At 71.2% G+C, this 25,468-nt stretch carries 24 protein-coding genes and 1 tRNA gene; 8 read left to right on the top strand and 17 right to left on the bottom strand.

Annotated features, from left to right (window positions below; translation table 11 throughout):
* Positions 1-126: 126 nt before the first annotated feature.
* From AB0I06_RS24800 to AB0I06_RS24790, 3 genes are all read right to left on the bottom strand, one after another.
* Complete coding sequence (locus AB0I06_RS24800) at positions 127-687, bottom strand: CAP domain-containing protein (RefSeq protein ID WP_363121037.1); 561 nt, start codon at positions 685-687, stop codon at positions 127-129.
* A gap of 189 nt (positions 688-876) precedes the next feature.
* On the bottom strand, positions 877-1,704 hold the full coding sequence (locus AB0I06_RS24795) for a hypothetical protein (protein WP_363121036.1): 828 nt from the start codon (positions 1,702-1,704) through the stop codon (positions 877-879).
* A gap of 161 nt (positions 1,705-1,865) precedes the next feature.
* A tRNA-Tyr gene (locus AB0I06_RS24790) sits at positions 1,866-1,947 on the bottom strand.
* A 220-nt stretch (positions 1,948-2,167) separates the two neighbouring features.
* Between AB0I06_RS24790 and AB0I06_RS24785 the strand changes: the two genes are divergently transcribed.
* Complete coding sequence (locus tag AB0I06_RS24785) at positions 2,168-2,656, top strand: YajQ family cyclic di-GMP-binding protein (protein WP_033309004.1); 489 nt, start codon at positions 2,168-2,170, stop codon at positions 2,654-2,656.
* A gap of 97 nt (positions 2,657-2,753) precedes the next feature.
* Here the strand turns inward: AB0I06_RS24785 and AB0I06_RS24780 are convergent, their stop codons facing one another.
* A complete protein-coding gene (locus AB0I06_RS24780) occupies positions 2,754-3,020 on the bottom strand; it encodes a GlsB/YeaQ/YmgE family stress response membrane protein (RefSeq protein WP_363121035.1) in 267 nt (88 codons plus the stop codon).
* Positions 3,021-3,211: 191 nt separating this feature from the next.
* On the opposite strand from AB0I06_RS24780, the gene AB0I06_RS24775 reads away from it, so the two are divergent.
* Complete coding sequence (locus AB0I06_RS24775) at positions 3,212-4,471, top strand: APC family permease (protein WP_363121034.1); 1,260 nt, start codon at positions 3,212-3,214, stop codon at positions 4,469-4,471.
* A 365-nt stretch (positions 4,472-4,836) separates the two neighbouring features.
* On the opposite strand, the gene AB0I06_RS24770 is transcribed toward AB0I06_RS24775, so the two are convergent.
* The 12 genes from AB0I06_RS24770 to AB0I06_RS24715 form a co-directional block, all read right to left on the bottom strand.
* Complete coding sequence (locus AB0I06_RS24770; RefSeq protein ID WP_363121033.1) at positions 4,837-5,229, bottom strand: YccF domain-containing protein; 393 nt, start codon at positions 5,227-5,229, stop codon at positions 4,837-4,839.
* Complete coding sequence (gene htpX, locus AB0I06_RS24765; RefSeq protein ID WP_363121032.1) at positions 5,226-6,089, bottom strand: zinc metalloprotease HtpX; 864 nt, start codon at positions 6,087-6,089, stop codon at positions 5,226-5,228. Before htpX ends, AB0I06_RS24770 begins: the two co-directional genes overlap by 4 nt.
* A gap of 253 nt (positions 6,090-6,342) precedes the next feature.
* Complete coding sequence (locus tag AB0I06_RS24760; protein ID WP_363121031.1) at positions 6,343-7,866, bottom strand: NADH-quinone oxidoreductase subunit N; 1,524 nt, start codon at positions 7,864-7,866, stop codon at positions 6,343-6,345.
* Positions 7,863-9,437 carry an NADH-quinone oxidoreductase subunit M gene (locus AB0I06_RS24755; RefSeq protein ID WP_363121030.1) on the bottom strand — a complete coding sequence of 525 codons (1,575 nt, stop codon included), beginning with the start codon at positions 9,435-9,437 and terminating at the stop codon, positions 7,863-7,865. The genes AB0I06_RS24760 and AB0I06_RS24755 overlap by 4 nt, the downstream gene beginning before the upstream one ends.
* 6 nt (positions 9,438-9,443) lie before the next feature.
* Entirely contained in the window at positions 9,444-11,438 is a 1,995-nt protein-coding gene (locus tag AB0I06_RS24750; RefSeq protein ID WP_363121029.1) for an NADH-quinone oxidoreductase subunit L, read from the bottom strand.
* A complete protein-coding gene (gene nuoK, locus AB0I06_RS24745) occupies positions 11,435-11,842 on the bottom strand; it encodes an NADH-quinone oxidoreductase subunit NuoK (protein WP_363121028.1) in 408 nt (135 codons plus the stop codon). The genes AB0I06_RS24750 and nuoK overlap by 4 nt, the downstream gene beginning before the upstream one ends.
* Positions 11,842-12,480 (bottom strand): NADH-quinone oxidoreductase subunit J, encoded by a 639-nt coding sequence (locus AB0I06_RS24740; RefSeq protein WP_363121027.1) that lies wholly within the window; start codon positions 12,478-12,480, stop codon positions 11,842-11,844. The genes nuoK and AB0I06_RS24740 overlap by 1 nt, the downstream gene beginning before the upstream one ends.
* Positions 12,477-13,142, bottom strand: coding sequence for a 4Fe-4S binding protein (locus tag AB0I06_RS24735; RefSeq protein WP_363121026.1), 666 nt, complete (start codon positions 13,140-13,142; stop codon positions 12,477-12,479). Before AB0I06_RS24735 ends, AB0I06_RS24740 begins: the two co-directional genes overlap by 4 nt.
* A gap of 2 nt (positions 13,143-13,144) precedes the next feature.
* Positions 13,145-14,113 (bottom strand): complex I subunit 1 family protein, encoded by a 969-nt coding sequence (locus AB0I06_RS24730; RefSeq protein ID WP_363121025.1) that lies wholly within the window; start codon positions 14,111-14,113, stop codon positions 13,145-13,147.
* Positions 14,110-15,750, bottom strand: coding sequence for an NADH-quinone oxidoreductase subunit C (locus AB0I06_RS24725; RefSeq protein ID WP_363121024.1), 1,641 nt, complete (start codon positions 15,748-15,750; stop codon positions 14,110-14,112). The genes AB0I06_RS24730 and AB0I06_RS24725 overlap by 4 nt, the downstream gene beginning before the upstream one ends.
* Positions 15,747-16,370: an NADH-quinone oxidoreductase subunit B family protein gene (locus AB0I06_RS24720; RefSeq protein ID WP_363121023.1), complete on the bottom strand. Its 624-nt coding sequence runs from the start codon at positions 16,368-16,370 to the stop codon at positions 15,747-15,749. The genes AB0I06_RS24725 and AB0I06_RS24720 overlap by 4 nt, the downstream gene beginning before the upstream one ends.
* On the bottom strand, positions 16,361-16,768 hold the full coding sequence (locus AB0I06_RS24715; RefSeq protein WP_363121022.1) for an NADH-quinone oxidoreductase subunit A: 408 nt from the start codon (positions 16,766-16,768) through the stop codon (positions 16,361-16,363). The genes AB0I06_RS24720 and AB0I06_RS24715 overlap by 10 nt, the downstream gene beginning before the upstream one ends.
* Before the next feature lie 222 nt (positions 16,769-16,990).
* Here AB0I06_RS24715 and AB0I06_RS24710 point away from each other — a divergent pair, with 222 nt between their 5' ends.
* From AB0I06_RS24710 to AB0I06_RS24690, 5 genes are all read left to right on the top strand, one after another.
* Entirely contained in the window at positions 16,991-18,214 is a 1,224-nt protein-coding gene (locus AB0I06_RS24710; RefSeq protein ID WP_363121021.1) for a sensor domain-containing protein, read from the top strand.
* 450 nt (positions 18,215-18,664) lie between these two features.
* Positions 18,665-20,026 carry a sensor domain-containing protein gene (locus AB0I06_RS24705; protein WP_363121020.1) on the top strand — a complete coding sequence of 454 codons (1,362 nt, stop codon included), beginning with the start codon at positions 18,665-18,667 and terminating at the stop codon, positions 20,024-20,026.
* Positions 20,027-20,241: 215 nt separating this feature from the next.
* Positions 20,242-20,913, top strand: a complete 672-nt coding sequence (locus tag AB0I06_RS24700) for a response regulator transcription factor (RefSeq protein ID WP_363121019.1) — start codon at positions 20,242-20,244, stop codon at positions 20,911-20,913.
* Positions 20,914-21,075: 162 nt separating this feature from the next.
* On the top strand, positions 21,076-23,004 hold the full coding sequence (locus tag AB0I06_RS24695) for a 2-oxoacid:acceptor oxidoreductase subunit alpha (RefSeq protein WP_363121018.1): 1,929 nt from the start codon (positions 21,076-21,078) through the stop codon (positions 23,002-23,004).
* Positions 22,997-24,076, top strand: coding sequence for a 2-oxoacid:ferredoxin oxidoreductase subunit beta (locus AB0I06_RS24690; protein ID WP_363121017.1), 1,080 nt, complete (start codon positions 22,997-22,999; stop codon positions 24,074-24,076). The genes AB0I06_RS24695 and AB0I06_RS24690 overlap by 8 nt, the downstream gene beginning before the upstream one ends.
* Before the next feature lie 43 nt (positions 24,077-24,119).
* On the opposite strand, the gene AB0I06_RS24685 is transcribed toward AB0I06_RS24690, so the two are convergent.
* Positions 24,120-24,500, bottom strand: a complete 381-nt coding sequence (locus AB0I06_RS24685) for a helix-turn-helix domain-containing protein (RefSeq protein ID WP_363121016.1) — start codon at positions 24,498-24,500, stop codon at positions 24,120-24,122.
* A 91-nt stretch (positions 24,501-24,591) separates the two neighbouring features.
* Between AB0I06_RS24685 and AB0I06_RS24680 the strand changes: the two genes are divergently transcribed.
* On the top strand, positions 24,592-25,446 hold the full coding sequence (locus tag AB0I06_RS24680) for an SDR family oxidoreductase (RefSeq protein ID WP_363121015.1): 855 nt from the start codon (positions 24,592-24,594) through the stop codon (positions 25,444-25,446).
* The last annotated feature ends 22 nt before the right edge of the window (positions 25,447-25,468 follow it).

Here is a 25,468-nt window from a genome sequence, read left to right as displayed (position 1 = left end):
TTGCCGCAAGGCCCCCCATGCGCTATACGTTGAAAGTGGCAAGGAGCGACCGACTCCTTGCCCTTTCCATTTCCGGAGTCGGGAAATGGCGGAGGGCCGGCGGGGAATGACGGAGGGCCGGCCGGTTCAGTAGCCGGTGGCCAGGTCCAGCGTCCACCAAGGCCCGCCGGAGCCCTGCGCGACACCCACCCCGGCGTGGATGTAACGGCAGGTCAGGATGATGGCCCGGTGCTCGGGGCTGTCGATCCAGACACGGACGGCGGCCTCGGGTGTGCCGGGACCGGCGGCGATGTTCTCGGCGATGTGACCGGGGTGGTAACCGGCGTCCCGCATCCGCGCGGCCGGACTGCTGCCGTCGCTTCCGGTGTGGGTGAGACGCTGCCTGCGGGCCATGTCGGCGCTGTGCCTCTGGGCGGCACGGTTGAGGGAGCTGCGCAGCCGCACGGGCCCGCAGTCGGCCTGCGAGCGCTGCTTGTTGACGGCGTCGACGACCCTGGCCGCCAGATCGTCACGGACCGGGCTCGGGCGGGTGTCGGTGGTCGTGCCCCGGGGTCGGGCCGGCCCGGGCGGCGGCAGGAGCGACGAGGGTGCCTCACGATAGGGCGGCGGCATCGGCACGGGTGGCCCGGCCCAGCCGACGAGCAGAGCGGCCCCCAGGGCGAGCGTGGCTGTCGACGTCCCCGTCATCGTCTCCCTCTTCTTCTCTCGTCTTTTCCGTCTTGTCTTCGTCGCGTCTTCGCCTTGTCTTCTGCGCCTTGTCTTCTTCGTCTTCTCCTTTCTCTGTTGTCTGTGTTCCGTGCCGGAGCGGCGGCGGAAACGAAAAGCCCCCTTTCGCCTGCGTCCGCAGGCGAAAGGGGGCTTTTCGTGGTGAGGGTGTCAGCGCACGTCGACGTAGTCGGCCGTACTGGTGGCGACGCCCGTGGTGGAATTGCCGAAGTACACCCAGCGGTAGTAACCGTCCACCGAGGCGGTGACCGTGGTTTTCATGCCCCCGGTGCTGCTGGTCGTGGCCTTCTTGACCGTCTTGTAGGTGTCGGTGCCCTTGGCGCGGAACTGGAGGCTGACCGTACGGCCGCTGTAGGCGTCGTACCTCTTGGTGCTCCAGTTGGCGCGGGTCAGCTTGCCCGTGACGGTGATCGTCTTGCCCTTGGTGACCGGCTCGGGTGAGGCGTCGGTGGTGGCCTTGGCCGCGCGCTTGAGCTGGGCGGTCGTGGACCGCGTCTCCAGCTCCCCGGTCTTCAGGCCGCCGTCGGCCTTCCACAGCTTCAGCGAGACGCCCACCTTCCAGGTCGTGGCGTCACTGTTGGAGTCGACGTGCTCCTGGCTCGGGTGCGGGTCGATGTAGAGGCTGCCCTCGCAGCGAGCGTGCTTGGAGTCGATCTCGTAGCAGGTGTAGACGCCCGGCCCGATGAAGTTCTCCCCCGTGTCGGCGGCCGTGTTGATGCTGCCGCGGTAGAGGAAGGGGTACGCGTCGTAGCGGGAGGGGTCGGCGGTGGTGTAGCCGGAGGGCAGCGCGATGTTGAAGCTGATCGACGGCTCCACCTCCTTCGACGTCCCGACGACGATGGGCTTGCCCTTGTTGACGACGATGTCCGACACCTTGATGCCGGTGTCCGCCGCCTGAGCGGCCGGCGCGTTCAGCACCGGAAGGCCCAGCGCCCCCACGAGCGTGAGCACCGCGACGGTTCGTCTGCCTGTTTTCATTCACACCTCATCAGGAGGATGCCGTTGGAAGAGGCGGCAGCCTATCTGACGGGTTCATGCCGTCCGCCCTGACCGGGCAGTACGCGGCGCCACGGTCACCGGCCAACGAAAAACCCCCTCCGATCAGGTCAGGACCTGATCGGAGGGGGTCTTCCCCAGTGTGGCGGCGCCAGGATTCGAACCTGGGAAGGCTGAGCCGGCAGATTTACAGTCTGCTCCCTTTGGCCGCTCGGGCACACCGCCGGGGTGGCTGCTCGTCACGCCGCTTTTCGGCGGCGCTCCGTGGCAACGACGTAAACAATACCTGATGCCGAGGGGTGCTTCGCCACCCGATTGATCGGCGCTCGCAGGGCTGGGGGTGGCTAGGCTGGTCCGGATGCGGCCCCGGACCCGAACGGGCCCTGTGGCCGCCCCCATACGCCGGTACGCACGATACGCACCCCGATACAAGGAGCCACAGGACATGGCCGACTCCAGTTTCGACATCGTCTCGAAGGTCGAGCGGCAGGAGGTCGACAACGCACTCAACCAGGCCGCCAAGGAGATCTCGCAGCGCTACGACTTCAAGGGCGTGGGCGCCTCGATCTCGTGGTCCGGTGAGCAGATCCTCATGGAGGCGAACTCCGAGGACCGGGTGAAGGCCATCCTCGACGTCTTCCAGTCCAAGCTGATCAAGCGGGGCATCTCGCTGAAGGCTCTGGACGCGGGCGAGCCCCAGCTCTCCGGCAAGGAGTACAAGATCTTCTCGTCGATCAAGGAGGGCATCTCCCAGGAGAACGCGAAGAAGGTGGCGAAGACCATCCGCGACGAGGGCCCCAAGGGCGTGAAGGCCCAGGTGCAGGGCGAGGAGCTGCGGGTCAGCTCCAAGAGCCGTGACGACCTGCAGGCCGTCATCACCCTGCTGAAGGGCAAGGACTTCGACTTCGCGATGCAGTTCGTGAACTACCGGTAGTCCGGCCCCGGGCTCCCGCCCGCACGGCTACGGGGAAGGGTGGGCCCCCGCGGGTGCCCGCCCTTGTCCTTCGCCGGCCGCGCTCTGCACAGCCCGGTCAGTCGCGTGAGTGACCGAACAGCAGGCGGTAGACGATCAGGAGGACGAGGGATCCACCGATCGCCGCTGCCCAGGTCGCGCCGTCGTAGAAGTCCTTGGTGATCGGGTGGTCCATCCAGCGGGACGATATCCAGCCGCCGATGAACGCGCCCGCGATACCGATGAGGGTCGTGCCGATGAGGCCACCCGGGTCGCGTCCCGGAAGCAGGAACTTCGCGATCGCCCCGGCCAGCAGTCCGAGGATGATCCAGCTGATGACGGTCATGCCGTGAACCTGCCCTTTCACGCTGTGCCCGCACTGTCCCGGCCCTGTGATCTTGCTCCCCGAGGACCGGACCCGAGCGTCGTACGTCGGGCGTCTCGCGTGCGGCGTCCTTGCCGCGCGTTCACGCCTTCTTGGTGGGGATGACGTCTCGGCTCCACCCGCCGGTTGCGTCGGTCAATAGGGTGCGACGCATGACAACACCCCGTTCCGGACTGCGCCGCACCCTTGGTGTGGGTGACGCCGTCGTCATCGGACTCGGCTCGATGGTGGGAGCCGGGATCTTCGCCGCCCTCGGGCCCGCGGCGCACGCGGCCGGCTCCGGGCTCCTCGTGGGGCTCGCCGTCGCCGCCGTGGTCGCGTACTGCAACGCCATGTCGTCGGCCCGCCTCGCCGCGATGTATCCGGCCTCGGGCGGCACGTACGTGTACGGGCGGGAGCGGCTCGGGGAGTTCTGGGGTTACCTCGCGGGCTGGTCGTTCGTGGTCGGGAAGACGGCTTCCTGTGCGGCGATGGCGCTCACCGTCGGCACCTACCTCTGGCCGGGGCAGGCGCACGCGGTGGCGGTCGGGGCCGTGGTGGCGCTGACCGCGGTGAACTACGGCGGTGTCCAGAAGTCCGCGTGGCTGACGCGGGTGATCGTGGCGCTGGTCCTGGCTGTCCTCGCTTCCGTGGTGGTCGTGTGTCTGGCCTCCGGTGAGGCGGATGCCGGGCGGCTGGACGTCGGAGCCTCGGGCGGTGCGGACGGGGTGCTCCAGGCGGCCGGTCTGTTGTTCTTCGCGTTCGCCGGGTACGCCCGGATCGCCACCCTCGGCGAGGAGGTGCGGGATCCGGCGCGGACCATCCCCCGTGCGATCCCGCTGGCGCTGGGCATCACGTTGGTGGTGTACGCGTGTGTGGCAATGGCGGTCCTTTCGGTACTCGGGTCGGGTGGTCTCGGGGACGCGACGGCACCGCTGGCCGACGCGGTCCGGGCGGCCGGGGCGCCCGGGCTCGTGCCGGTGGTGCGGGGCGGTGCGGCCGTGGCCGCGATGGGGTCGCTGCTCGCGCTGATCCTCGGGGTGTCGCGGACGACGCTGGCCATGGCCCGGGACCGGCATCTGCCGCCGGCCCTGGCGGCGGTGCATCCGCGCTTCCAGGTGCCGCACCGGGCAGAGCTGGCCGTCGGTGCGGTGGTCGCGGTGCTGGCCGCCACGGTGGACGTCCGGGGCGCGATCGGGTTCTCCTCCTTCGGCGTGCTGGCGTACTACGCCGTGGCCAACGCGTCGGCGTGGACCCTGTCTTCGGCACCGGCGGCGCGGGTGGTGCCGGTGGTCGGGCTGGTCGGCTGCGCGGTGCTGGCGTTCTCGCTGCCCGGGGTGTCGGTGGCCGTGGGCGCGGGGGTGCTGGTCGTGGGGGCCCTCGCGTACGCCCTGCGGCGGTGGGTGAAGGCCCGGCCCGGCAGGAGGAGGTAGGGGCAGGGTGGACTACGGGGTGGTGGTCGGGGCCCGTGGCCTACGGACGGCGGTGAAGGGCGGGGCCGGTCCCCTTCTCAGCCAGGCTGTCCTGAGGCTCCTGGTCTCTCGGGGACTTTCACCGGAGCGGCCCGTATGCGGCGCGACAGGTCAGCCCTTGGGCACGAAAGGCGGGCCGGCTGCCGGGCGTTGGGCCCTGGCTCAGCGGGCCGCCTCCCGAATCGTCGGGGGGCGGTCGTCACTCGGGTCGGCAACTGCTCGGTCGCGGTCATGGGTTCATCATGCGGGCCGTCGCCGACAGCCACGCGAACCTGTGGACAACGCCCGGCCTGTGGAAAACGAGGAGGGAGGTCCCTCCCTGTCCGTCAGCGCACCGCGAACGGCTCGTCGGTCCGCACGATGTCCCGGCCGAGCGGGAGCAGCGAGACCGGGATGAGCTTGAAGTTGGCGATGCCCAGCGGGATGCCGATGATGGTGACGCACAGGGCGATGCCGGTGGCGATGTGGCCGAGGGCGAGCCACCAGCCCGCGAGCACCAGCCACAGCACGTTGCCCACGCAGGACGGGGCGCCCGCGTCACGGCGCTCGACCGTCGTGTACCCGAAGGGCCACAGGGCGTAGACGCCGATGCGGAAGGCGGCGATGCCGAACGGGATGCCGATGATGGTGACGCACAGAAGCAGGCCCGCGAGCATGTAGGCGAGGAACAGCCAGAAGCCGCTCAGGACGAGCCATATGACGTTGAGTATGGTCCTCACTGGTTCCCACCTGCCATCTTCTCGAGCCGGGCGATGCGTTCCGCCATCGGCGGGTGTGTGGAGAACATCTTGGAGAGGCCCTGGCCGGGCCGGAACGGGTTAGCGATCATCATGTGGCTGGCGGTCTCGATGCGCGGCTCCGGGGGCAGCGGGAGCTGTTTGGTGCCCAGTTCGAGCTTGCGCAGGGCGCTGGCCAGGGCGAGCGGGTCGCCGGTGAGCTGGGCGCCCGAGGCGTCCGCCTGGTACTCCCGGGAGCGGCTGATGGCCAGTTGGATGAGCGAGGCGGCGAGCGGGCCCAGGAGCATGATCAGCAGCATGCCGAGCAGACCGGGGCCGTCGTCGTCGTCCGAGCGCCCGATCGGAATCAGCCAGGCGAAGTTGACCAGGAACATGATGACCGAGGCGAGGGCGCCGGCCACCGACGAGATGAGGATGTCGCGGTTGTAGACGTGGCTGAGCTCGTGGCCGATGACGCCGCGCAGCTCACGCTCGTCCAGCAGGCGCAGGATGCCGTCCGTGCAGCACACCGCGGCGTTGCGTGGGTTGCGGCCCGTGGCGAAGGCGTTGGGGGCCTCCGTCGGGGAGATGTACAGGCGTGGCATCGGCTGGCGGGCCTGGGTGGAGAGCTCGCGGACCATGCGGTAGAGCGCGGGGGCCTCGAACTCGCTCACCGGGCGGGCGCGCATGGCGCGCAGGGCCAGCTTGTCGCTGTTCCAGTACGCGTACGCGTTGGTGGCCAATGCGACCACGACGGCGATGACGAGCCCCATGCGGCCGAAGAAGCTGCCGATGACGATGATGAGTGCGGACAGTCCTCCGAGGAGGATCGCTGTCCTGAGCCCGTTGTGCCGGCGGTGCACGGTGCGCCCTCCAAGTGGTGCGGCAGGGGGACCTTTGCTTGCTGAATCTGCGGTGCCACTGGGCCGCGCTTTCACGTCCAGTGGACCCTCCCGTACTGGTCAACGCCAGGCGGGAGGCTCTAGTTCCCTGGCGCGCACGGCGGCGCGTGTGGGCCGTACGGGTGACGGCGCCGGGAAGCGGCACGCGCGCGTGGGGGCGGGTGCCCCACGCGCGCGCGGTGTAAGCGGCCGGATTCCGGGAAGCCCGGCCGGTTCAGAAGAGGCCGGTGTCGGTGAAGCGCAGGATCAGCTGGGGTGCGCCGGACAGGGCGATGCCGAGGACGCCGGTGAGGGCGATGGCGGCGGTGACCGGGCCGGGGACACGATGCTTGCCGGGTTCGCCCTCGGGGGCCCGGAAGAGCAGGGCGGTCCACTGGAGGTAGTAGAACAGCGCGACGACGACGTTGACGGCCATGATCATGGCCAGCCAGCCGAGGCCGGCGTCGACGGCGGCCGAGAAGACGGTGACCTTGGCGAAGAGGCCGATGACGCCCGGCGGAAGCCCGGCGAGGCAGAGCAGGAAGAACGCCAGGAGCAGCGCGGACATCGGGCTCGACGCGTAGAGGCCGCGGTAGTCGGTGACGCGGTTGAGGGACTTCGTGCGGCCGACCAGCGCGGCCACGGCGAAGGCGCCCAGGTTCACGGCGCCGTACATCAGGGCGTAGGCGACGGTGGAGCCGATCGACTTCTCGGCGTCCTCGGAGTAGGCCGCGGCGGCGATCGGCACCAGGAGGTAGCCGGCCTGGCCGACGGAGGACCAGGCGAGCAGGCGTACCGCGCTGTACGCGCGCGTGGCCTGCTGCCGCAGGGCTCCGGCGTTGCCCACCGTCATGGTGAGCGCGGCCAGGACCGCCAGGGCGGGGCCCCAGACGTCGGCGTACGACGGGAGAGCCACGACGGTGACGAGGATCAGGCCGCTGAAGCCGACGGCCTTGCCGACGACCGACAGGTAGGCCGCGATCGGCAGGGGCGCGCCGACGTAGGTGTCGGGCACCCAGAAGTGGAAGGGCACGGCGGCCGTCTTGAAGGCGAAGCCGACGAGGGTGAGGACGACGCCGGCCTGCGCGAGGGTGTGAAACTGCCCGTCGACGTGCCGGACACGGTCGGCGACCTGGGTGAGGTAGAGGGTGCCCGTGGTCGCGTACACGAAGCTGATGCCCATGAGGCTGACCGCCGTCGCCGTGACCGAGGACAGGAAGAACTTCAGGGCCGCCTCGGAGGACTTCCGGTCGCCGTACCTGAGGCCGACCAGCGCGAAGGCGGGCAGGGACGCGACCTCCAGGGCGACGATCAGGGTCGCCAGGTCGCGGGAGGCGGGCAGCAGGGCGGCGCCGGCAGCGGAGGACAGCAGCAGGAACCAGTACTCGCCTTCGGGGAGCTGCTTGCGGGCGTCCTTCAGGGCGGTGACGGACAGGAGGGCGGCGAGGAGGGCGCCGCCGAGCACCAGGAACTGGATGACCAGGGTGAAGCGGTCGGCGGTGTAGCTGCACACGGTGGCGTCGCCGGTCAGGCAGAAGGTGCCGCGATCGCCGTCGAGCAGCGGGAGCAGCAGGGCCGTGGCGGCGGCCAGGCCCGCGACCGACGTCCAGCCGAGCACGGCCTTGCGGTGCTCGGCGACGAACAGGTCGGCGACCAGGACGACGAGTCCGACGACCGCCGCGAGGGTGGGCGGTGCGATCGCGAGCCAGTCGACGGACTGGACCAGCGACGCGGCCAGGGACGGGGCCGGGGAGCTCATCGGGTGCCTCCTGCGAGGAGCTGCTGGACGGCCGGGTCGCTCAGGCCGAGGAGAGCCTTGGGCCACAGGCCCGCGACGACGGTGAGGACGACGAGCGGCGTCCACGCCGCGAACTCGTAGGAGCGGACGTCGGCGAGCCGGGGGGTGTCCTGCGGCAGGGCCCCCATGCAGACGCGGCGGACCACGATCAGCAGGTAGGCGGCCGTGAGCAGGGTGCCGAACGCGCCGATCGCCATGAAGGTGAGGAAGGCGGGGCGGCTGAGGCCCTCCGCGGGCTGGAACGCGCCGAACAGGGCCAGCATCTCGCCCCAGAACCCGGCCAGGCCCGGCAGCCCGAGCGAGGCGACGGCGGCGAAGGCGAGCAGGCCGCCGAGACGCGGGGCCTTGCCGTACAGGGCGGCGCCGGTCTCCTCGGCGAGTGTGTCGAGGTCGGTGGTGCCGGTACGGTCCTTCAGCGCTCCGACCAGGAAGAACAGCAGGCCGGTGATGAGGCCGTGGGCGATGTTGGCGAACAGGGCGCCGTTCACGCCGGTCGGGGTCATCGTCGAGATGCCGAGCAGGACGAAGCCCATGTGGCCGACGGAGGAGTAGGCGATGAGCCGCTTGAGGTCGCCCTTCGCGCCCTGCCTGGCGAGGGCCAGGCAGGCCAGCGATCCGTAGACGATGCCGACGACGGCGAGGGCGGCGAGGTAGGGTGCGAAGGTGCGGAATCCGTCCGGTGCGATGGGGAGCAGGATCCGGACGAATCCGTACGTACCCATCTTCAGCAGGACACCGGCCAGCAGGACCGAGCCGACGGTCGGGGCGGCGGTGTGGGCGTCGGGCAGCCAGCTGTGCAGCGGCCACATCGGTGTCTTCACGGCGAGCCCGAGACCGATCGCCAGAACGGCGATGACCTGCACGGATGTGGTCAGGGACCGGCCGTTGTCAGTGGCGAGTGCCATCATGTCGAACGTGCCCGCCTTGATCCCGATCAGGAGCAGGCCGAGCAGCATGACCACGGAGCCGAGCAGCGTGTAGAGGATGAACCGCCACGCGGCCTGGCTGCGGCCCTCACCACCCCAGCGGGCGATGAGGAAGTACATCGGGATGAGGACCATCTCGAAGGCAAGGAAGAACAGCAGCAGGTCGAGGACGGCGAAGGTCGCCAGCGTGCCGGACTCGAGGACGAGCAGCAGGGCGACGAAGGCCTTCGGAGTCGGGCCTTCGGGCATTTTGAAGTACGAGTAGAGCGCGCAGAGGAAGGTCAGCAGCGCGGTCAGGACCAGAAGGGGGAGGGAGATGCCGTCGATGCCGAGGTGGATGCGCACGTCGAGTGCGGGGATCCAGCTGATGTCCGTGCTGGCCTGCATCGTCGACGGCTGGTCGTGGTCGAAGCCGAGCGCGAGGACGATCGCCGCGATGAGGACCGCGCCCGTGACGGTGACGCCGTGCCGGAGCACGGCCTGCTCGGGTGACTTCCCCTTCAGTCCGGGCGGGGCGGGCAGGAGAGCCGCGGCGGCGCCGAGGAGCGGGCCGACGACGACGAATGCCAGAAGGAACTGCATCACGGACTCGTTGATATCGATCACGCCTGCTCACGCTCCCGTGGCGACGAGGACGACGGCCACCGCGAGGACGACGGTGCCGGCGAGCAGCGCGCTCACATAGGTCTGGACGTTGCCGGTCTGGGCGCGCCGTACGGCGGCGCCGAGCCAGCGGGGCAGCGCACCCGCACCGCGGACGTAGGTCTCGACGACCTCGCGGTCGAGGAACCGGACGAGGCTCGCGCCGGCCTGGACCGGGCGGACGAAGAGGGCCGTGTACAGGGCGTCCAGGTGGAAGCCGGCGGCGGCGTGCCGGTGCAGGGGGCCGAGCAGCAGCCGTCCGGGGTCCGCGGGGTCCGGCGCGTAGGCGATGTCCCCGTAGGCCGGCTCGTGGGCGGCGATGGCTTCGGCCTCGACCTGGGCGGCGTCGCCCTGGGGGTGGGCGGCGACGGCGCCGAGCGGGACGCGGGCGGTGAGCGCGGTGGTGTGCCGCCAGGCGGCGTAGGTGACGATGCCGCCGATCAGGGCCACGCCCGTGCCGAGCACGGAGGTGGTCAGGGTCGGGGCGAGGTCGCGGCCGTCGAACCAGTCGGGCAGCAGGCGGAAGACGAACCCGCCGAGGGCCAGGGAGGGGACGGCCAGCACCCACAGCACAACGGTCATCGTCAGCGGCTGCCGTCCGTGGTCGGGGGCTTCCACGCCCCGGCCCCGGAAGGCCAGCAGCCACAGGCGCATCGCGTAGGCGGCGGTGAGCACGGCGGTGAGCAGACCGGCGACGAGGACGATCCAGCCCGCGGCGGCGGGTGCGTGCCCGGTGTGTCCGGTGACGACGTGCTCGGCGACGCCGAGGACGGCCTCCTTCGAGAAGAAGCCGCTGAACGGCGGGATCGCGGCGAGCGCGAGCAGCGCCACGGTCATCGTCCAGTAGGCGTCGGGGACGCGGTCGCGCAGGTTGCCCATGCGGGACATGGCGGCCAGCGAGTTGGTGCCGGCGGCGTGGATGATCACGCCGGCCGCGAGGAACAGCAGCGCCTTGAAGGCGCCGTGCGACAGGAGGTGGAAGACGGCGGCACCACGGTCGCCGACGGCGAGGGCACCGGTCATGTAGCCGAGCTGGCCGATCGTCGAGTAGGCGAGCACCCGCTTGATGTCGTCCTGGGCGAGTGCGGCGAGGGCCGAGCCGGCCATGGTGACGGCGGCCATGACGGCCATGACCACCATCGCGGCCTGGGAGGCCTCGAAGACCGGGAGGAGACGGGCGATGAAGTAGACACCGGCGGCGACCATCGTCGCGGCGTGGATCAGCGCGGAGACGGGGGTCGGGCCCGCCATCGCGTCGGGGAGCCAGGTATGCAGCGGGAACTGCGCCGACTTGCCCGCCACGCCCGCGAGGAGCAGCAGGGCGATCAGCGTCGGGTGGTCGAGCCCGCCGCTCGCGACGGTGCCGAGGATCCGGGTGATGCGGAAGGACCCGGCGTCGCCGGCCAGGGCGAACAGGCCGATGAGGAAGGGGACGTCGCCGAGTTTGGTGACCAGGAAGGCCTTGAGGGAGGCGGCGCGGGCCTCGGGGGTCTCCCAGTAGTGGCCGACGAGGAAGTAGGAGCAGATGCCCATGACCTCCCAGCCGACCAGCAGCACCATCAGGTCGCCGGAGTAGACGACCAGGAGCATCGCGGAGGTGAACAGCGACACGAGGGCGGCGTAGGAGGGGTAGCGCGGGTCGTCGCGCAGGTAGCCCGTCGAGTAGATCTGCACACAGGAGGCGACGAGGCCGACCAGGACGGCGACGAGGGCGGCGAAGCCGTCGATGTGCAGGGCCAGTTCGATCGGGACCGAGCCGGTGGGGGTGAGTTCCGTGGCCGAGGAGATGGCTGCGTCGCCGCCTTGACGCGAGGCGACCAGCGCGGCGAGCACCAGGGAGGTGAGCGTCGGCAGGACGGCGAGCGGGCGGACGAAGCCGGGGGCCGTGCGACCGAGGAGCAGGCCGGCGGCGGCGCCGAGGAACGGAAGGAGGGGGACGAGGACGGCGAGGGTGGTCGTGGTCACGCGGTGGCCTCAGCCTTCTGGGCCTCGTCGGTCGGGCCGGCCGTGCGGGCGTCGTGGCCCGGTCCGTCGGTGCCGTCGGGGTCGTGCCGTTCGGCGGTGTCGCGGAGCTTGTCGATGTCCGCGGTGCCGCGGTTGCGGTGGACGGCGAGGACGATCGCCAGGCCGATGCCGATCTCGGCGGCGGCGATGGCGATGGTGAACAGGGTCAGGGCCTGGCCGGAGTGCAGGGTCTCCTCGGCGGTCTTGCTGAGCCAGACGTCGAAGGCGACCAGGTTGAGGTTGACGGCGTTGAGCATCAGCTCGACGGACATCAGGACCAGGATCGCGTTGCGGCGGGCGAGGACGCCGTACAGGCCCGTGCAGAAGAGGAGGGCGGAGAGCACGGCGGGATAGGCGAGATGCATCAGCGGGCCCCTTCCGTGTCGCGCCGGGTGTCGGCGCCGCCCGGGGTGGTGGCCTCGGCCTTGGCCTTGCGGGACAGGACGATCGCGCCGACCAGGGCGGCGAGGAGGAGGACGGAGAGGGCCTCGAAGGGGAGGACCCAGTTCTGGAAGAGGCTCGCGCCGGTCACCTCGGTGGAGCCGGCGGCGGGACCGTCCAGGTCGATCCAGGTCGCGCGGAAGGCGTCGACCACGACCCAGACCAGGGCGGCCGCCGCGGCGACGGCCACGGTGAGGGCGGCCCAGCGGTTGCCCGAGTCGGCGTCCGGGGAGCGGCCGATGGGGGCCCTGGTGAGCATCAGGCCGAACAGGAGGAGGACGACGACGGAGCCGACGTAGATGAGGACCTGCACCCAGGCGATGAACTCGGCGGTGAGCAGGAGGTACTCGACGGCCAGGCCACCGAGGGCGACGACCAGCCACAGCGCGGCGTGCACCAGTTGGCGGGTGGTGACGGTGACGAGCGCGGCTCCGAAGGTGACCAGTCCGACGAGGAGGAAGGCGATCTCGACGCCGGTCGGGGAGAGGAAGCCGCGGGTGTCGGCGGCGGCCCCGTTGGCCGGGCCGGCCGCGAGGAGAGCGGCGGTCGTGGCGAGGGTCATTCCGAGCCCTCCTGTCCCGGCGACTGCCGTCCCGGCTTCGGCTGGTCGGTCTGCTGCTTGGAGTCGCCCTGCGGGCGGGTGGGCTGCTCGGCGGCGCGGGCCTGCTCGTCGGCGTGCGGTGTGGTGGCCGGCGGGGTCTGCTGGGCGGCCAGTTTGTCGGCGGCCTTGCGGGCGGCGGCGAGTTCCTTCGGTTCCTCCGCGCCGGGGTCGAGGGCGGGCGGGGCCGGGACGGTCCACATCCACTCGCGGAGTTTGTCGCGCTCGTGGGTGAGGTCGCGGATGTCGGTCTCGGCGTACTCGAACTCGGGGGACCAGAACAGGGCGTCGAAAGGACAGACCTCGATGCAGATACCGCAGTACATGCACAGGGAGAAGTCGATGGCGAAGCGGTCGAGGACGTTGCGGCTGCGTTCGCGTCCGCCCGGGGTCGCCGCGGGGACCGTCTCCTTGTGGGAGTCGATGTAGATGCACCAGTCCGGGCACTCACGGGCGCACAGCATGCAGACCGTGCAGTTCTCCTCGAACAGGCCGATCACACCGCGGGAGCGGGGCGGCAGCTCGGGCTGGGCGTCCGGGTACTGCGCGGTGACGGACTTCTTCGTCATCGTGCGGAGGGTGACGGCCAGGCCCTTGGCCAGGCCACTTCCTGGGATCGGGGCCATGGTTACTGGATCACCACCTTGACGATTCCGGTGAGGGCGATCTGAGCGAGGGAGAGGGGCACGAGGAGGGTCCAGGAGAGTTTCTGCAGTTGGTCCTCGCGCAGGCGGGGGTACGTCACGCGCAGCCAGATCACCAGGAACGCGAGGACTGCGGTCTTCAGCAGGGTCCAGACCCAGCCGAGGCCGTCGGCGCCCCAGGGGCCGTGCCAGCCGCCCAGGAAGAGGACGGTGGTCAGACCGCACAGGACGACGATCCCGGCGTACTCGGCGAGGAGGAAGAGGGCGAAGCGGAGGCCGGTGTACTCGGTGTACGCGCCGAAGATGATCTCGGAGTCGGCGACGGGCATGTCGAAGGGCGGGCGCTGGAGTTCGGCGAGGCCGGCCACGAAGAAGACGATCGCGCCGACGATCTGCCAGGGCAGCCACCACCACTCGAAGGCGTCGAGGATGCCGGGGAGGGAGACGGTGCCGGCGGCCATCGCCACGGAGGCGGCGGTCAGGAGCATCGGCAGTTCGTAGGCGAGGAGCTGGGCGGCGGTGCGCAGGCCGCCGAGCAGGGAGAACTTGTTCGCGGACGCCCAGCCGGCCATGAGGGAGCCGAGGACGCCGACGCCCATGACGGCCAGCACGAAGAAGACGCCCGCGTCGATGACCTGGCCGACGGCTCCCTCGCCGGGGCCGACGGGGATCGCCAGCAGGACGAGGAGGTAGGGAAGGAGGGCGACGGCCGGGGCGAGTTGGAAGACACGGCGGTCGGCGCCCGCGGGGACGATGTCCTCCTTCTGCGCGAACTTCACGCCGTCGGCGACCAGCTGGGCCCAGCCGTGGAAGCCGCCGGCGTACATGGGGCCGAGGCGGCCCTGCATGTGGGCCATCACCTTGTGTTCGGTCTGGCCGATGACCAGGGGGAGGGTGAGGAAGACGACGAAGACGATCAGGAGTCGCAGGGCGACGTCGAGCACGTCGTTCACTGCGGGCCTCCCTCGGGGTCCTCGGAGGTGGTGTTCGGGGTGTCGGGGGTGTCGGCAGTCCTGGCGGGCTTGGCGCCGTCGTCCGCGGGCTCGGGGATCTCCGGCCCGTCCGGTGACTTGGGCGACGGTGGTCGGTCCGTCTCCGGCGACGGTTCGGATGCCGGTTCGTCGAAGGCCGGGCGGGCGTGGTGCCAGGGGGCGTCCGAGCTGCGCGGGGCGCTCGGGGCGCTGCGGGGCCGGCTGTCGCCGGGTGTGGACGCGGTCCGCCGACTCGGGCCGACTTCCGGGTCGGGCGTTGCCGATGCGGGGCGGTGGGTCGGGGGTGCCGGGGCCGGCGGTGGTGCGGGGGTGGCCGGGGTTGCGGGAGTGGCCGGGGTTGCGGGGGTGGCCGGGGCTGCGGGTGTGGCTGGGGTTGCGGGTGTGGCTGGGGTGGCCGAGGTTGCGGGGGTTGCCGGGGTGCCCGACGTCGTCGGGGCGTCCGAGGTTGCCGGGGCCGTGGGCTGCTGGCTCGCAGAACCCTGCGACGCCGTGCGGTTACGGCGCGGCCGGGGCGAAGCAGGCGCGGGCTGACCGGCTTCCCCTGCGGCAGGCGTCTCGCCCGACGTCGGCCGGCTCGCCGAGTCCGGAGCAGATGCCTCACCGGACGCCGACCGACCAGCCGCCCCCGCGGCAGGCGCCTCACCCGACGGGGAGACGGAATGGTCCGGGGCCGCCGGGGTCGGGGCGGGCGACTCCCCCTGCGGGGACTGGCTCGCCGAGCCCTCCGATGCCGAGCGGGTGCGGCGCGGCCGGGGCGAAGCGGGGGCGGGCCGCTCGCCGGACGCGGGCTGACCAGCACGGCTGGACGAAGCCGCGGCAGGCGCCTCACCCGACGGGGAGACTGAATGGTCTGGGGTCGCAGAGCTAGGGGCGGGCGACTCCCCCTGCGGGGACTGGCTCGCCGAGCCCTCCGACACCGAGCGGGTGCGGCGTGGGGGGCGTTCTCCGGCCGGGCGGGCTGCGGCCCGGGCCGGGCGGTCGGCCGCCGTGCGGGTCGCGCCGCGGGCCGGGCGGGCGGGGGCAGGGGGGAGCTGGCCCTTGAGGGGACCCCATTCGTTGGGGTCGGGGACGCCGGGCGGGAGCATCTGGCGGCGCTTGGGGCCACCGTGTTCCGACTCGCCCGGTTCCTTCGCGCCGGGCCAGGCCTTGGCGACGCGGGCGGCCAGGACGAAGTCCTTGCGCAGGGGGTGGCCCTCGAAGTTCTCGGGCAGGAGGAGGTGGTCCAGCGCCGGGTGGCCCTCGAAGACGATGCCGAACATCTCGTGCGTCTCGCGCTCGTGCCAGGCCGCGCCCGCGTAGACGTCGATCGCCGAGGGCAGGGCGGGGGCGTCGTGCGGCACGGTCGTGCGCAGGAGGAGCCGCCGTACCGGGGAGAGCGCGGCGACGTGGGCGGTGACGAGGAAGCCGGTGCCCGGTTCGTCGACCGCGCTCAGCCAGTCGAAGTAGGTGCACGCGAGCCGGTCGCGGGCGGTCTTGAGGGCGGTGATCCAGGCAGCCGGCGGGACGTCGACCGTCAGGACCTCGTAGGACTCCTCGGCGGTGGCGTCGGGACCGAAGAGTTCCTCGGCGCCGGCGGGCAGCCAGCCGACGGCGGTCATCGTCCCTCCCCCGGCGAGTCGGTGCCAGCGGTGGAGGCGGGCGGCTGCACCAGACCGCTTTGCAGGGCCGCTGCGGACGGACGGCCGGCGCCGGTGCCGTACCGCTCCCCCAGCGACTCGCGGGCGATCTTCTCCTGGAGCTTGAGGATGCCCTGGAGCAGCGCCTCCGGGCGGGGCGGGCAGCCGGGGACGTAGACGTCGACGGGGATGATCTGGTCGACGCCCTTGGTGACGGAGTAGGAGTCCCAGTAGGGGCCGCCGCAGTTGCTGCACGCGCCGAAGGAGATGACGTACTTCGGTTCCGGCATCTGCTCGTAGAGGCGCTTGACCGCCGGGGCCATCTTGTCCGTGACCGTGCCGGAGACCACCATCAGGTCGGCCTGGCGCGGGCCCGGCGCGAAGGGGATGACGCCGAGCCGGATGAAGTCGTGGCGGGCCATCGACGCGGCGATGAACTCGATCGCGCAGCAGGCGAGGCCGAAGTTGAAGACCCAGAGCGAGTAGCGGCGGCCCCAGTTGAGGACGACCTTCATCGGCTCGGGGGCGAGGCGTGCCAGGGCGCCCAGCCGCTTGGGCTCGGGCAGCGCTACAGGTTCGGACACCGAGGGGTTCACGTCCATGCCAGGACGCCCTTCTTGTACGCGTAGAGCAGGCCCACGGCCAGGAAGCCGAGGAAGATGAACATCTCGACCAGGGTCGCGGCGCCGTAGCCGGGGGCGGCGAAGACGGTCGCCCAGGGGAACAGGAAGATCGAGTCGACGGCGAAGATCGCGTAGAGGAAGGCGTACACGTAGTAGCGGACCTGCGTGTGGGCCCAGCCCTCTCCGACGGGGTCGACGCCGCACTCGTACGTGAGGAGCTTCTCCGGGGTGGGGACGACGGGTCGCAGCAGGCGGCCGGCCCCGAAGGCGACGGCGACGAACAGCACCCCCACCACGGCGAGCAGTCCGACGACCGAATAGGACTGGAAGTAGTCCGCCGCGACGACGGTCGTGGTGACGACGGTCGGTTCCGGCACGTCCGTCCCTCGCTCCCTGAATCTCGGACCTGGATCCTGCGCGACGCCGCGGCTCACCAGGACGCCGCCGTTCGACGATCTGTACGCACGGGAGTCTAGGCCCTGATAAAGGCAGGGTAAGCAGCCCGTCACCGCCCGGGACAGGGGGGTGGGGTTTTCCTCAGTGGATCCTGGCGGCCCACCTCATGGCGCGGCCGCCCGCCGCCCGGCACGCTAACGCATATGACCCAACGCATCCCGTCCCAGGGCACGACGGCGACCCGGCAGGACGCCGGGCCGGACGACCGTCCGCCGCCCGCCCGGCTCGCCTTCGACCGGCACACCTGGAAAGAGATCGCGCACCTGCTGGCCAACCTGCCGGTGGCGCTGCTCGGTTTCACCTACGTCGTGACGGTGCTGTTCACCGGTTTCGGGCTGACCGTCACGGTGGTCGGGTTCCCGCTGCTCGCCGCCGGGCTCATGGGCGCGCGGCAGTTGGGCAGGATGGAGCGGGCGCGGGCCAGGGCGCTGCTCGGGGTGCGGGTGGACGAGCCGAGCCGGCTGCGGATGCGCGGCGCGGGCGGGTTCTTCCAGCGGCTGTGGATGCAGTTGAAGGACCCGGTGGGCTGGCGCACGATCCTCTACGAGTTCATCCGGCTGCCGTGGGGTGTCCTCACGTTCACCGTCACGCTGGCCTCGCTGTTCGTGCTGTGGCCGGTGCTGCCGTTCATCGCCCGGGGGCTGACCAACGCCGACCGGGCCATGGTGCGGGCCCTGCTGTCGCCCTCCGACGAGCTGGAGCGGCGGATCGCCGAGCTGGAGTCGGACCGGGGAGTCGTGGTGGACACGGCGGCGGCCGACCTGCGGCGCATCGAGCGGGATCTGCACGACGGGGCACAGGCCCGGCTGGTCAATCTGGCCATGGGGCTCGGTCTGGCCAAGGAGAAGGTGCTGGAGGATCCCGACGCGGCGGCGGCGATGGTCGAGGAGGCGCACGGTGAGGTGAAGCTGGCGCTCCAGGAGCTGCGGGATCTGGCGCGCGGGATCCACCCGGCGGTCCTGACCGACCGTGGGCTCGACGCGGCCCTGTCGTCGGTGGCCTCGCGCTGCACGGTGCCGGTGAAGGTGACAGTCGATCTGCCGGAGCGGCCGGCCGCGGCCATCGAGGGCATCGCCTACTTCACCGTCTCGGAGCTGCTCCAGAACGTCAGCAAGCACAGCGGGGCGAAGGCGGCCTCGGTGGAGGTGTGGCGGACGGACACCCGGCTGCTCATCCAGGTGTGGGACGACGGGGTCGGCGGCGCGAGCCTCGACGGCGGTACGGGGATGAAGGGCCTGGCGGACCGGCTGGACGCGGTCGACGGTCTGTTCGTCCTGGAGTCACCCCTGGGTGGCCCGACGACGGTCACGGCGGAACTGCCCTGGCGCCACCGCGACGACGCGGCCGACGGCACGGGCGTGCGCTAGACGAGGGGCCGGCGCGGGCCGAGACGGCCCGCGCCACCCCCTCCGGCCTGCCCCAAACGGCACACCGGGCCGCCGACCCCGCCCGACCGAACCGAAACGGCCTTCGCCGAACCCCCGCCTGCCCGCATGGCACGCCGGCCCCGCCCCACCACAGCGCACCAGGCCGCCGGGCCGGAGATCCCCGAAGGCCGGACCAGGCCACCGCACTCGCAGGCCACGCCTCCCCGACCCGCCGCACCCCGCCTGCGGCCCCCGATGCCGCACCCCGCTCGCCTCACCCGGCAGGCCACGCCCCACCGGGCGGGTTCTCACAGCCACCGCCCGGCCAGGGCCCGGGTAGGGAAAACCCCCCTCCCCGGACGCCGACGGACTCCATGGTCAGGTGGGCTGCCGTGGAGGAGGGTGGGGATACCGGAGCACAGCCGTAGGACGAGGAGAAGGACGACGCCGATGGCCACGGAGTACGGACAGGGATACGGGCTGGACAGCGGGTCCGGACACCCCGGGAGCACCGAACGGTGGCGCCGGCTGCCCGCCGCGCTGCGGGCGCCGGTCGAGCGCCGCAGCTGGCTGGAGCTCACCCACGTGCTGCTCAGCCTGCCGATCAGCATCCTTCTGTTCACCTACGCGGTCACGATGGTGTCCCTGGGCGTAGGCCTGCTGATCACGTTCCTGGGCGTTCCGGTGCTGGCGGTGGCGCTCGCCGGGTGCCGCGGGATCGGGGCGTTGGAGCGGGCGCGGGCGCGGGCACTGCTGGGTCTTGAGGTGGCCGAGCCGGATCCGCTGCGGATGCGCAAGCCGGGCGCCCTGGCGTGGATGGGGGCCGTCCTCAAGAGCGGCGCCTCCTGGCGGGCCCTGCTCTACGCGGTGCTCCAGCTGCCCTGGGCGGTGTTCTCCTTCGTCGTCGCCGTGAACGTCTGGGTGCTGGGCTTGGCGCTGCTGACGTACCCGCTGTGGTTCTGGGTGTTCCCGATGTACGCGGGTGGTGGGGGGATCCAGCTGTACGGCGACGGGGCGCACCGGATCTACCTCGACAACCCGTTCGAGATCACGGTGACCGCGCTGGTGGGTCTGCTGTTCACGATCGCCTCGCCGTGGATCGTGCGGGCGCTGACGATGGTGGACCGGCTCATGGTGCACGGGCTGCTCGGGCCGTCGCGGCTGGTCTCGCGGGTGGTGGAGCTGGAGTCGGACCGGGGGGTCGTGGTCGACACGGCCGCGGCCGACCTGCGGCGCATCGAGCGGGATCTGCACGACGGGGCGCAGGCCCGGCTGGTGGCGCTGGCCATGGATCTGGGGATGGCGAAGGAAAAGCTCCACGAGGACCCGGAGACGGCCGCGCGGATGGTGGACGAGGCGCACGGCGAGGTGAAGACGGCACTCCAGGAGCTGCGGGACCTGGCCCGGGGGATCCACCCGGCGGTGCTGACGGACCGGGGGCTGGACGCGGCGCTGTCGTCGGTGGCGTCGCGGTGCACGGTGCCGGTACGGGTCGAGGTCGACCTGGCGGAGCGGCCGGCGCCGGCGATCGAGGGGATCGCGTACTTCACGGTGTCGGAGCTGCTCCAGAACGTCAGCAAGCACGCCCGGGCCACCTGGGCGGGCGTGGAGGTGTGGCGCACGGAGAACCGGCTGATGCTCCAGGTCGTGGACAACGGCGTGGGCGGGGCCGACGCCTCCCGGGGGTCCGGTCTGGCGGGGCTCGCGGAGCGGCTCGACGCGGTGGACGGGGTCCTGGTGGTGGACTCGCCGGCGGGCGGGCCGACCCGGGTGACCGCCGAGCTGCCGTGGCGGGGGCAGCACGTGCGCTGACCGTCGGCGGGGGCCCGGCTCCCGCGCGCTGTGACAGGGCCGGGGGGCTTCACCTCCGGCCTCAGGGCTTTTCCCCTGCGCCCGATCGGCCGGGCAAGAAGCCGGTCCCGTCCCCATTCACCGCCCGACCCTGAAATGCTGGACCCGTCGCACGGGTGGGCGGAGCCGTTGTGGGCTGCGCACGGGCGGCATCGGGCTGTGGGGGGCCGGACATCGTGGAGGACAGGGTGCGAGTGGTCATCGCCGAGGATTCAGTGCTGCTCAGGGAGGGCCTGACCCGGCTGCTGACCGACCGCGGGCACGACGTCGTCGCCGGTGTGGGTGACGGCCAGGCGCTGATCAAGACCATCACCGAGCTGGACGCGGCGGGCGAGCTGCCCGACGTGGTCGTCGCGGACGTGCGGATGCCGCCGACGCACACGGACGAGGGAGTGCGGGCGGCGGTGCAGCTGCGCAAGGCGCACCCGGGGCTCGGGGTGCTGGTGCTGTCGCAGTACGTGGAGGAGCGCTACGCCACGGAGCTGCTCGCGGGCTCCAGCCGGGGCGTCGGTTACCTGCTGAAGGACCGGGTCGCGGAGGTGCGGGAGTTCGTGGACGCGGTGGTGCGGGTGGCCGAGGGCGGGACGGCCCTCGACCCGGAGGTGGTCGCGCAGTTGCTGGGCCGCAGCCGTAAGCAGGACGTGCTCGCGGGGCTCACCCCGAGGGAGCGCGAGGTGCTGGGGCTGATGGCCGAGGGACGCACGAACTCGGCGATCGCGCGGCAGCTCGTCGTCAGTGACGGAGCGGTCGAGAAGCACGTCAGCAACATCTTCCTGAAGCTGGGGCTGTCCCCGAGCGAGGGCGATCACCGCCGGGTCCTGGCGGTGCTGACGTATCTCAACTCCTGACATCGGGAAATCCTGACAAGTCCGGACGGGACAACCGTCCCAAAGTCGTGTCCAAGATGCGAATGACCCGAAGAACGCGGCCCTTGCGGTCGTAGGGTTGATCCTGGGACGGCCTGCGGGAAGGCCTGTCCCGGACAGCCGCCTCGAGGGAGGTCCAGTTCAGTGACCAGCCAGGTCAGTAGCCCAGCGGAGCAGGCCGACGGAGCAGTCGTAGGGGAGCAGCGCAAAGCGGCGGGCGCGAAGGACGTCCGGCGCCTGGACCGGGTGATCATCAGGTTCGCGGGGGACTCGGGTGACGGTATGCAGCTCACCGGTGACCGTTTCACCTCGGAGACCGCGTCGTTCGGCAACGACCTGTCGACCCTGCCGAACTTCCCGGCCGAGATCAGGGCGCCCGCGGGGACGCTGCCGGGTGTGTCGTCCTTCCAGCTGCACTTCGCCGACCACGACATCCTCACCCCCGGCGACGCGCCGAACGTGCTGGTGGCGATGAACCCGGCGGCCCTGAAGGCGAACATCGGCGACCTGCCGCGCGGCGCCGAGGTGATCGTCAACACGGACGAGTTCACCAAGCGGGCGATGCAGAAGGTCGGCTACGACACGTCGCCGCTGGAGGACGGCTCGCTGGACGGCTACCACCTGCACCCGGTGCCGCTGACCACGCTGACGGTCGAGGCGCTGAAGGAGTTCGACCTCAGCCGCAAGGAGGCCGAGCGCAGCAAGAACATGTTCGCGCTGGGTCTGCTGAGCTGGATGTACCACCGGCCCACCGAGGGCACGGAGAAGTTCCTGAAGTCGAAGTTCGCCAAGAAGCCCGACATCGCGGCGGCCAACATCGCGGCGTTCCGGGCGGGCTGGAACTTCGGCGAGACGACGGAGGACTTCGCGGTCTCCTACGAGGTCGCCCCGGCAGCCACGGCGTTCCCGCCGGGTGTCTACCGCAACATCTCCGGCAACCTCGCCCTGTCCTACGGGCTGATCGCCGCCTCGCGGCAGGCGGATCTGCCGCTGTATCTGGGGTCGTACCCGATCACTCCGGCCTCCGACATCCTGCACGAGCTGAGCCGGCACAAGAACTTCGGTGTGCGGACCTTCCAGGCGGAGGACGAGATCGCCGGCATCGGGGCCGCTCTGGGCGCTGCCTTCGGCGGGTCGCTGGCCGTGACGACGACGAGCGGTCCGGGGGTGGCGCTGAAGTCGGAGACCATCGGTCTCGCGGTCTCGCTGGAGCTGCCGCTGCTGATCGTGGACATCCAGCGCGGTGGCCCGTCGACGGGTCTGCCCACCAAGACCGAGCAGGCGGACCTGCTCCAGGCGATGTTCGGGCGCAACGGCGAGGCGCCGGTGCCGGTGGTCGCGCCGCGCACCCCGGCGGACTGCTTCGACGCCGCGCTGGAGGCGGCGCGGATCGCGCTGACGTACCGGACGCCGGTGTTCCTGCTGTCCGACGGCTATCTGGCCAACGGTTCCGAGCCCTGGCGCATCCCGGACGTCGAGGAGCTGCCCGACCTGCGGGTGCAGTTCGCGCAGGGCCCGAATCACACGCTGGACGACGGTTCGGAGGTGTTCTGGCCGTACAAGCGGGACCCGCAGACGCTGGCGCGTCCCTGGGCGATCCCGGGCACGCCGGGTCTGGAGCACCGGATCGGCGGCATCGAGAAGCAGGACGGTTCGGGCAACATCTCCTACGACCCGGCCAACCACGACTTCATGGTGCGCACCCGGCAGGCGAAGATCGACGGTATCGACGTCCCGGACGTCGAGGTGGACGACCCGGACGGAGCCAGGACGCTGGTGCTGGGCTGGGGCTCGACGTACGGGCCGATCACGGCGGCGGTGCGGCGGCTGCGCCGGGCCGGGGAGTCCGTAGCGCAGGCGCATCTGCGCCACCTGAACCCCTTCCCGCGGAATCTGGGCTCGGTGCTGGAGCGTTACGACAAGGTGGTGGTCCCCGAGATGAACCTCGGGCAGCTCGCCACGCTCATCCGGGCGAAGTACCTGGTCGACGCCCAGTCGTACAACCAGGTCAACGGCATGCCGTTCAAGGCGGAGCAGCTCGCCGCGGCTCTGAAGGAGGCCATCGATGGCTGAGACGTCCACGACAGGCACCCGCACCGTCGAGGCGCTGTCCCTGGTCCCCAAGGCCGAGGGCAGGCAGTCGATGAAGGACTTCAAGTCCGACCAGGAAGTGCGCTGGTGCCCCGGCTGCGGCGACTACGCCATTCTCGCCGCGGTGCAGGGCTTCATGCCGGAGCTGGGGCTGGCGAAGGAGAACATCGTCTTCGTCTCGGGCATCGGCTGCTCCTCCCGTTTCCCGTACTACATGAACACCTACGGGATGCACTCCATCCACGGCCGCGCGCCCGCCATCGCCACGGGGCTCGCGAGCTCGCGCCGGGACCTGTCGGTGTGGGTGGTCACCGGTGACGGCGACGCGCTGTCGATCGGCGGCAACCACCTGATCCACGCGCTGCGGCGCAACGTCAACCTCAAGATCCTGCTGTTCAACAACCGGATCTACGGTCTGACCAAGGGCCAGTACTCGCCGACCTCCGAGGTCGGGAAGATCACCAAGTCGACGCCGATGGGCTCGCTGGACGCGCCCTTCAACCCGGTGTCGCTGGCGATCGGCGCGGAGGCGTCGTTCGTGGCGCGGACGGTGGACTCCGACCGCAAGCACCTCACCGAGGTGCTGCGCCAGGCCTCCGCCCACCAGGGCACGGCTCTGATCGAGATCTACCAGAACTGCAACATCTTCAACGACGGCGCCTTCGACGCGCTGAAGGACAAGCAGCAGGCCGAGGACGCCGTGATCCGGCTGGAGCACGGCAAGCCGATCCGCTTCGGCGCGGACCAGGGCAAGGGCGTCGTGCGGGACCCGCTCACCGGTGATCTGAAGGTGGTGGCGGTGACGCCGGACAACGAGGACCAGGTGCTCGTCCACGACGCGCACTCGCCGTCCCCGACCACGGCGTTCGCGCTGTCCCGGCTCGCCGATCCGGACACCCTGCACCACACGCCGATCGGTGTGCTGCGCTCGGTGGACCGGCCCGTCTACGACACCCAGATGGCCGACCAGCTCGACACCGCGGTCGAGCAGCACGGCAAGGGCGACCTGGGCGCGCTGCTGGCCGGCGGCGACACCTGGACGGTCGTCGGCTGAGCGACGGCGACACCGAGAGACCGGCACCGAGAGGCCCGGACCGCTACGAGGCGGCCCGGGCCTCGTCGTAGGCCCGCCTCGCCTTCTCCACCTCGTCCATCCGCCGGTGCGTCCACGCCGCGAGCCCCCGCACCTGCTCGGCCGCCTCGCGGCCCAGGCCCGTCAGGGAGTAGTCGACGCGCGGCGGGATGACCGGCTTGGCGTCGCGGTGGACCAGGCCGTCGCGCTCCAGCGTCTGGAGGGTCTGGGTGAGCATCTTCTCGCTGACGCCCCGGCCGCCGTAGGAGCCGATCGCCCGGCGCAGCTCGCTGAACCGGTACGGGCGGTCCAGGAGCTCGATCAGGACGAGCACGCCCCAGCGGCTGGTCACATGCTCCAGGACCAGCCGGTACGGGCACAGGGCTTCGTTCTCACTTACCGCCATGCCAGTACCTTACTTCAAAGTGGGTACTTTCCAAGAGTTAGCGCATCTCTTAGGGTTAGTGTCAACGCACCCCACAAGGAGAGTCCTCACCATGAGCATCATCGTCACCGGAGCCACCGGACAGCTCGGCCGCCACGTCGTGGAGCAGCTGCTGGAGAAGGTCCCCGCCGAGCAGATCACGGCGGTCGCGCGGACCGCGGAGAAGGCCGCCGACTTCGCGGCCCGCGGGGTGAAGATCGCGCTCGCCGACTACAACACCCCCTCCTCCTTCGACGGCCTGTTCTCCGCCGGCGACAAGGTGCTGCTGATCTCTGGCAACGAGTTCGACAAGGGCCGCGTGCGGCAGCACAAGGTCGTCATCGACGCCGCCAAGGCCGCCGGTGTCGCCCTGCTCGCCTACACCAGCGCCCCGGGCACCCTGACGGCCGCGCTCGCCGACGACCACCGCGGCACCGAGGAGCTCCTGCTGGACTCCGGTGTCCCCTACGCCCTGCTGCGCAACGGCTGGTACCACGAGAACTACACCGAGAACCTCGCCCCGGTGCTGGAGCACAACGCGGTCGTCGCCGCGGCCGGCGAGGGCAAGGTCTCCTCCGCCGCCCGCGCCGACTACGCCGCCGCCGCCGTCGCCGTGCTGACCGGCGAGGGACACGAGAACAAGACCTACGAGCTGGGCGGCGACACCGCCTGGAGCTTCGCCGAGTACGCGGCCGAGCTGAGCCGGCAGACCGGCAAGGAGATCGCCTACCACGCCGTCTCCCCCGACGCCCTCGTCGGCATCCTGACCGGCGCCGGCCTGCCCGAGCCGTTCGCGCAGATCCTCGCGGGCGTGGACGCCTCCATCGAGAAGGGCGAACTGGTCGTTACCGGCGGCGACCTGTCCCGGCTGACCGGCCGCCCCACCACCCCGTTCTCCGAGGCCATCGCCGCGGCGCTCAAGAGCTGACCCCGCCTCGCCCCGCCACCCC

Source organism: Streptomyces sp. NPDC050674, assembly GCF_040654575.1.
GTDB lineage: Bacteria > Actinomycetota > Actinomycetes > Streptomycetales > Streptomycetaceae > Streptomyces.
The sequence above is the reverse complement of the archived record's forward strand: the minus strand, read 5'-3'. Positions and strand labels throughout refer to the sequence as shown.

Excerpts from the sequence above, each read along its gene's own strand:
- AB0I06_RS24800 (WP_363121037.1), bottom strand. The coding sequence starts at position 687 with ATGACGGGGACGTCGACAGCCACGCTCGCCCTGGGGGCCGCTCTGCTC.
- AB0I06_RS24795 (WP_363121036.1), bottom strand. The coding sequence starts at position 1,704 with ATGAAAACAGGCAGACGAACCGTCGCGGTGCTCACGCTCGTGGGGGCG.
- AB0I06_RS24785 (WP_033309004.1), top strand. The coding sequence starts at position 2,168 with ATGGCCGACTCCAGTTTCGACATCGTCTCGAAGGTCGAGCGGCAGGAG.
- AB0I06_RS24780 (WP_363121035.1), bottom strand. The coding sequence starts at position 3,020 with ATGACCGTCATCAGCTGGATCATCCTCGGACTGCTGGCCGGGGCGATC.
- AB0I06_RS24775 (WP_363121034.1), top strand. The coding sequence starts at position 3,212 with ATGACAACACCCCGTTCCGGACTGCGCCGCACCCTTGGTGTGGGTGAC.
- AB0I06_RS24760 (WP_363121031.1), bottom strand. The coding sequence starts at position 7,866 with ATGAGCTCCCCGGCCCCGTCCCTGGCCGCGTCGCTGGTCCAGTCCGTC.
- nuoK (WP_363121028.1), bottom strand. The coding sequence starts at position 11,842 with ATGCATCTCGCCTATCCCGCCGTGCTCTCCGCCCTCCTCTTCTGCACG.
- AB0I06_RS24740 (WP_363121027.1), bottom strand. The coding sequence starts at position 12,480 with ATGACCCTCGCCACGACCGCCGCTCTCCTCGCGGCCGGCCCGGCCAAC.
- AB0I06_RS24735 (WP_363121026.1), bottom strand. The coding sequence starts at position 13,142 with ATGGCCCCGATCCCAGGAAGTGGCCTGGCCAAGGGCCTGGCCGTCACC.
- AB0I06_RS24725 (WP_363121024.1), bottom strand. The coding sequence starts at position 15,750 with ATGACCGCCGTCGGCTGGCTGCCCGCCGGCGCCGAGGAACTCTTCGGT.
- AB0I06_RS24720 (WP_363121023.1), bottom strand. The coding sequence starts at position 16,370 with ATGGACGTGAACCCCTCGGTGTCCGAACCTGTAGCGCTGCCCGAGCCC.
- AB0I06_RS24710 (WP_363121021.1), top strand. The coding sequence starts at position 16,991 with ATGACCCAACGCATCCCGTCCCAGGGCACGACGGCGACCCGGCAGGAC.
- AB0I06_RS24705 (WP_363121020.1), top strand. The coding sequence starts at position 18,665 with ATGGCCACGGAGTACGGACAGGGATACGGGCTGGACAGCGGGTCCGGA.
- AB0I06_RS24690 (WP_363121017.1), top strand. The coding sequence starts at position 22,997 with ATGGCTGAGACGTCCACGACAGGCACCCGCACCGTCGAGGCGCTGTCC.
- AB0I06_RS24685 (WP_363121016.1), bottom strand. The coding sequence starts at position 24,500 with ATGGCGGTAAGTGAGAACGAAGCCCTGTGCCCGTACCGGCTGGTCCTG.
- AB0I06_RS24680 (WP_363121015.1), top strand. The coding sequence starts at position 24,592 with ATGAGCATCATCGTCACCGGAGCCACCGGACAGCTCGGCCGCCACGTC.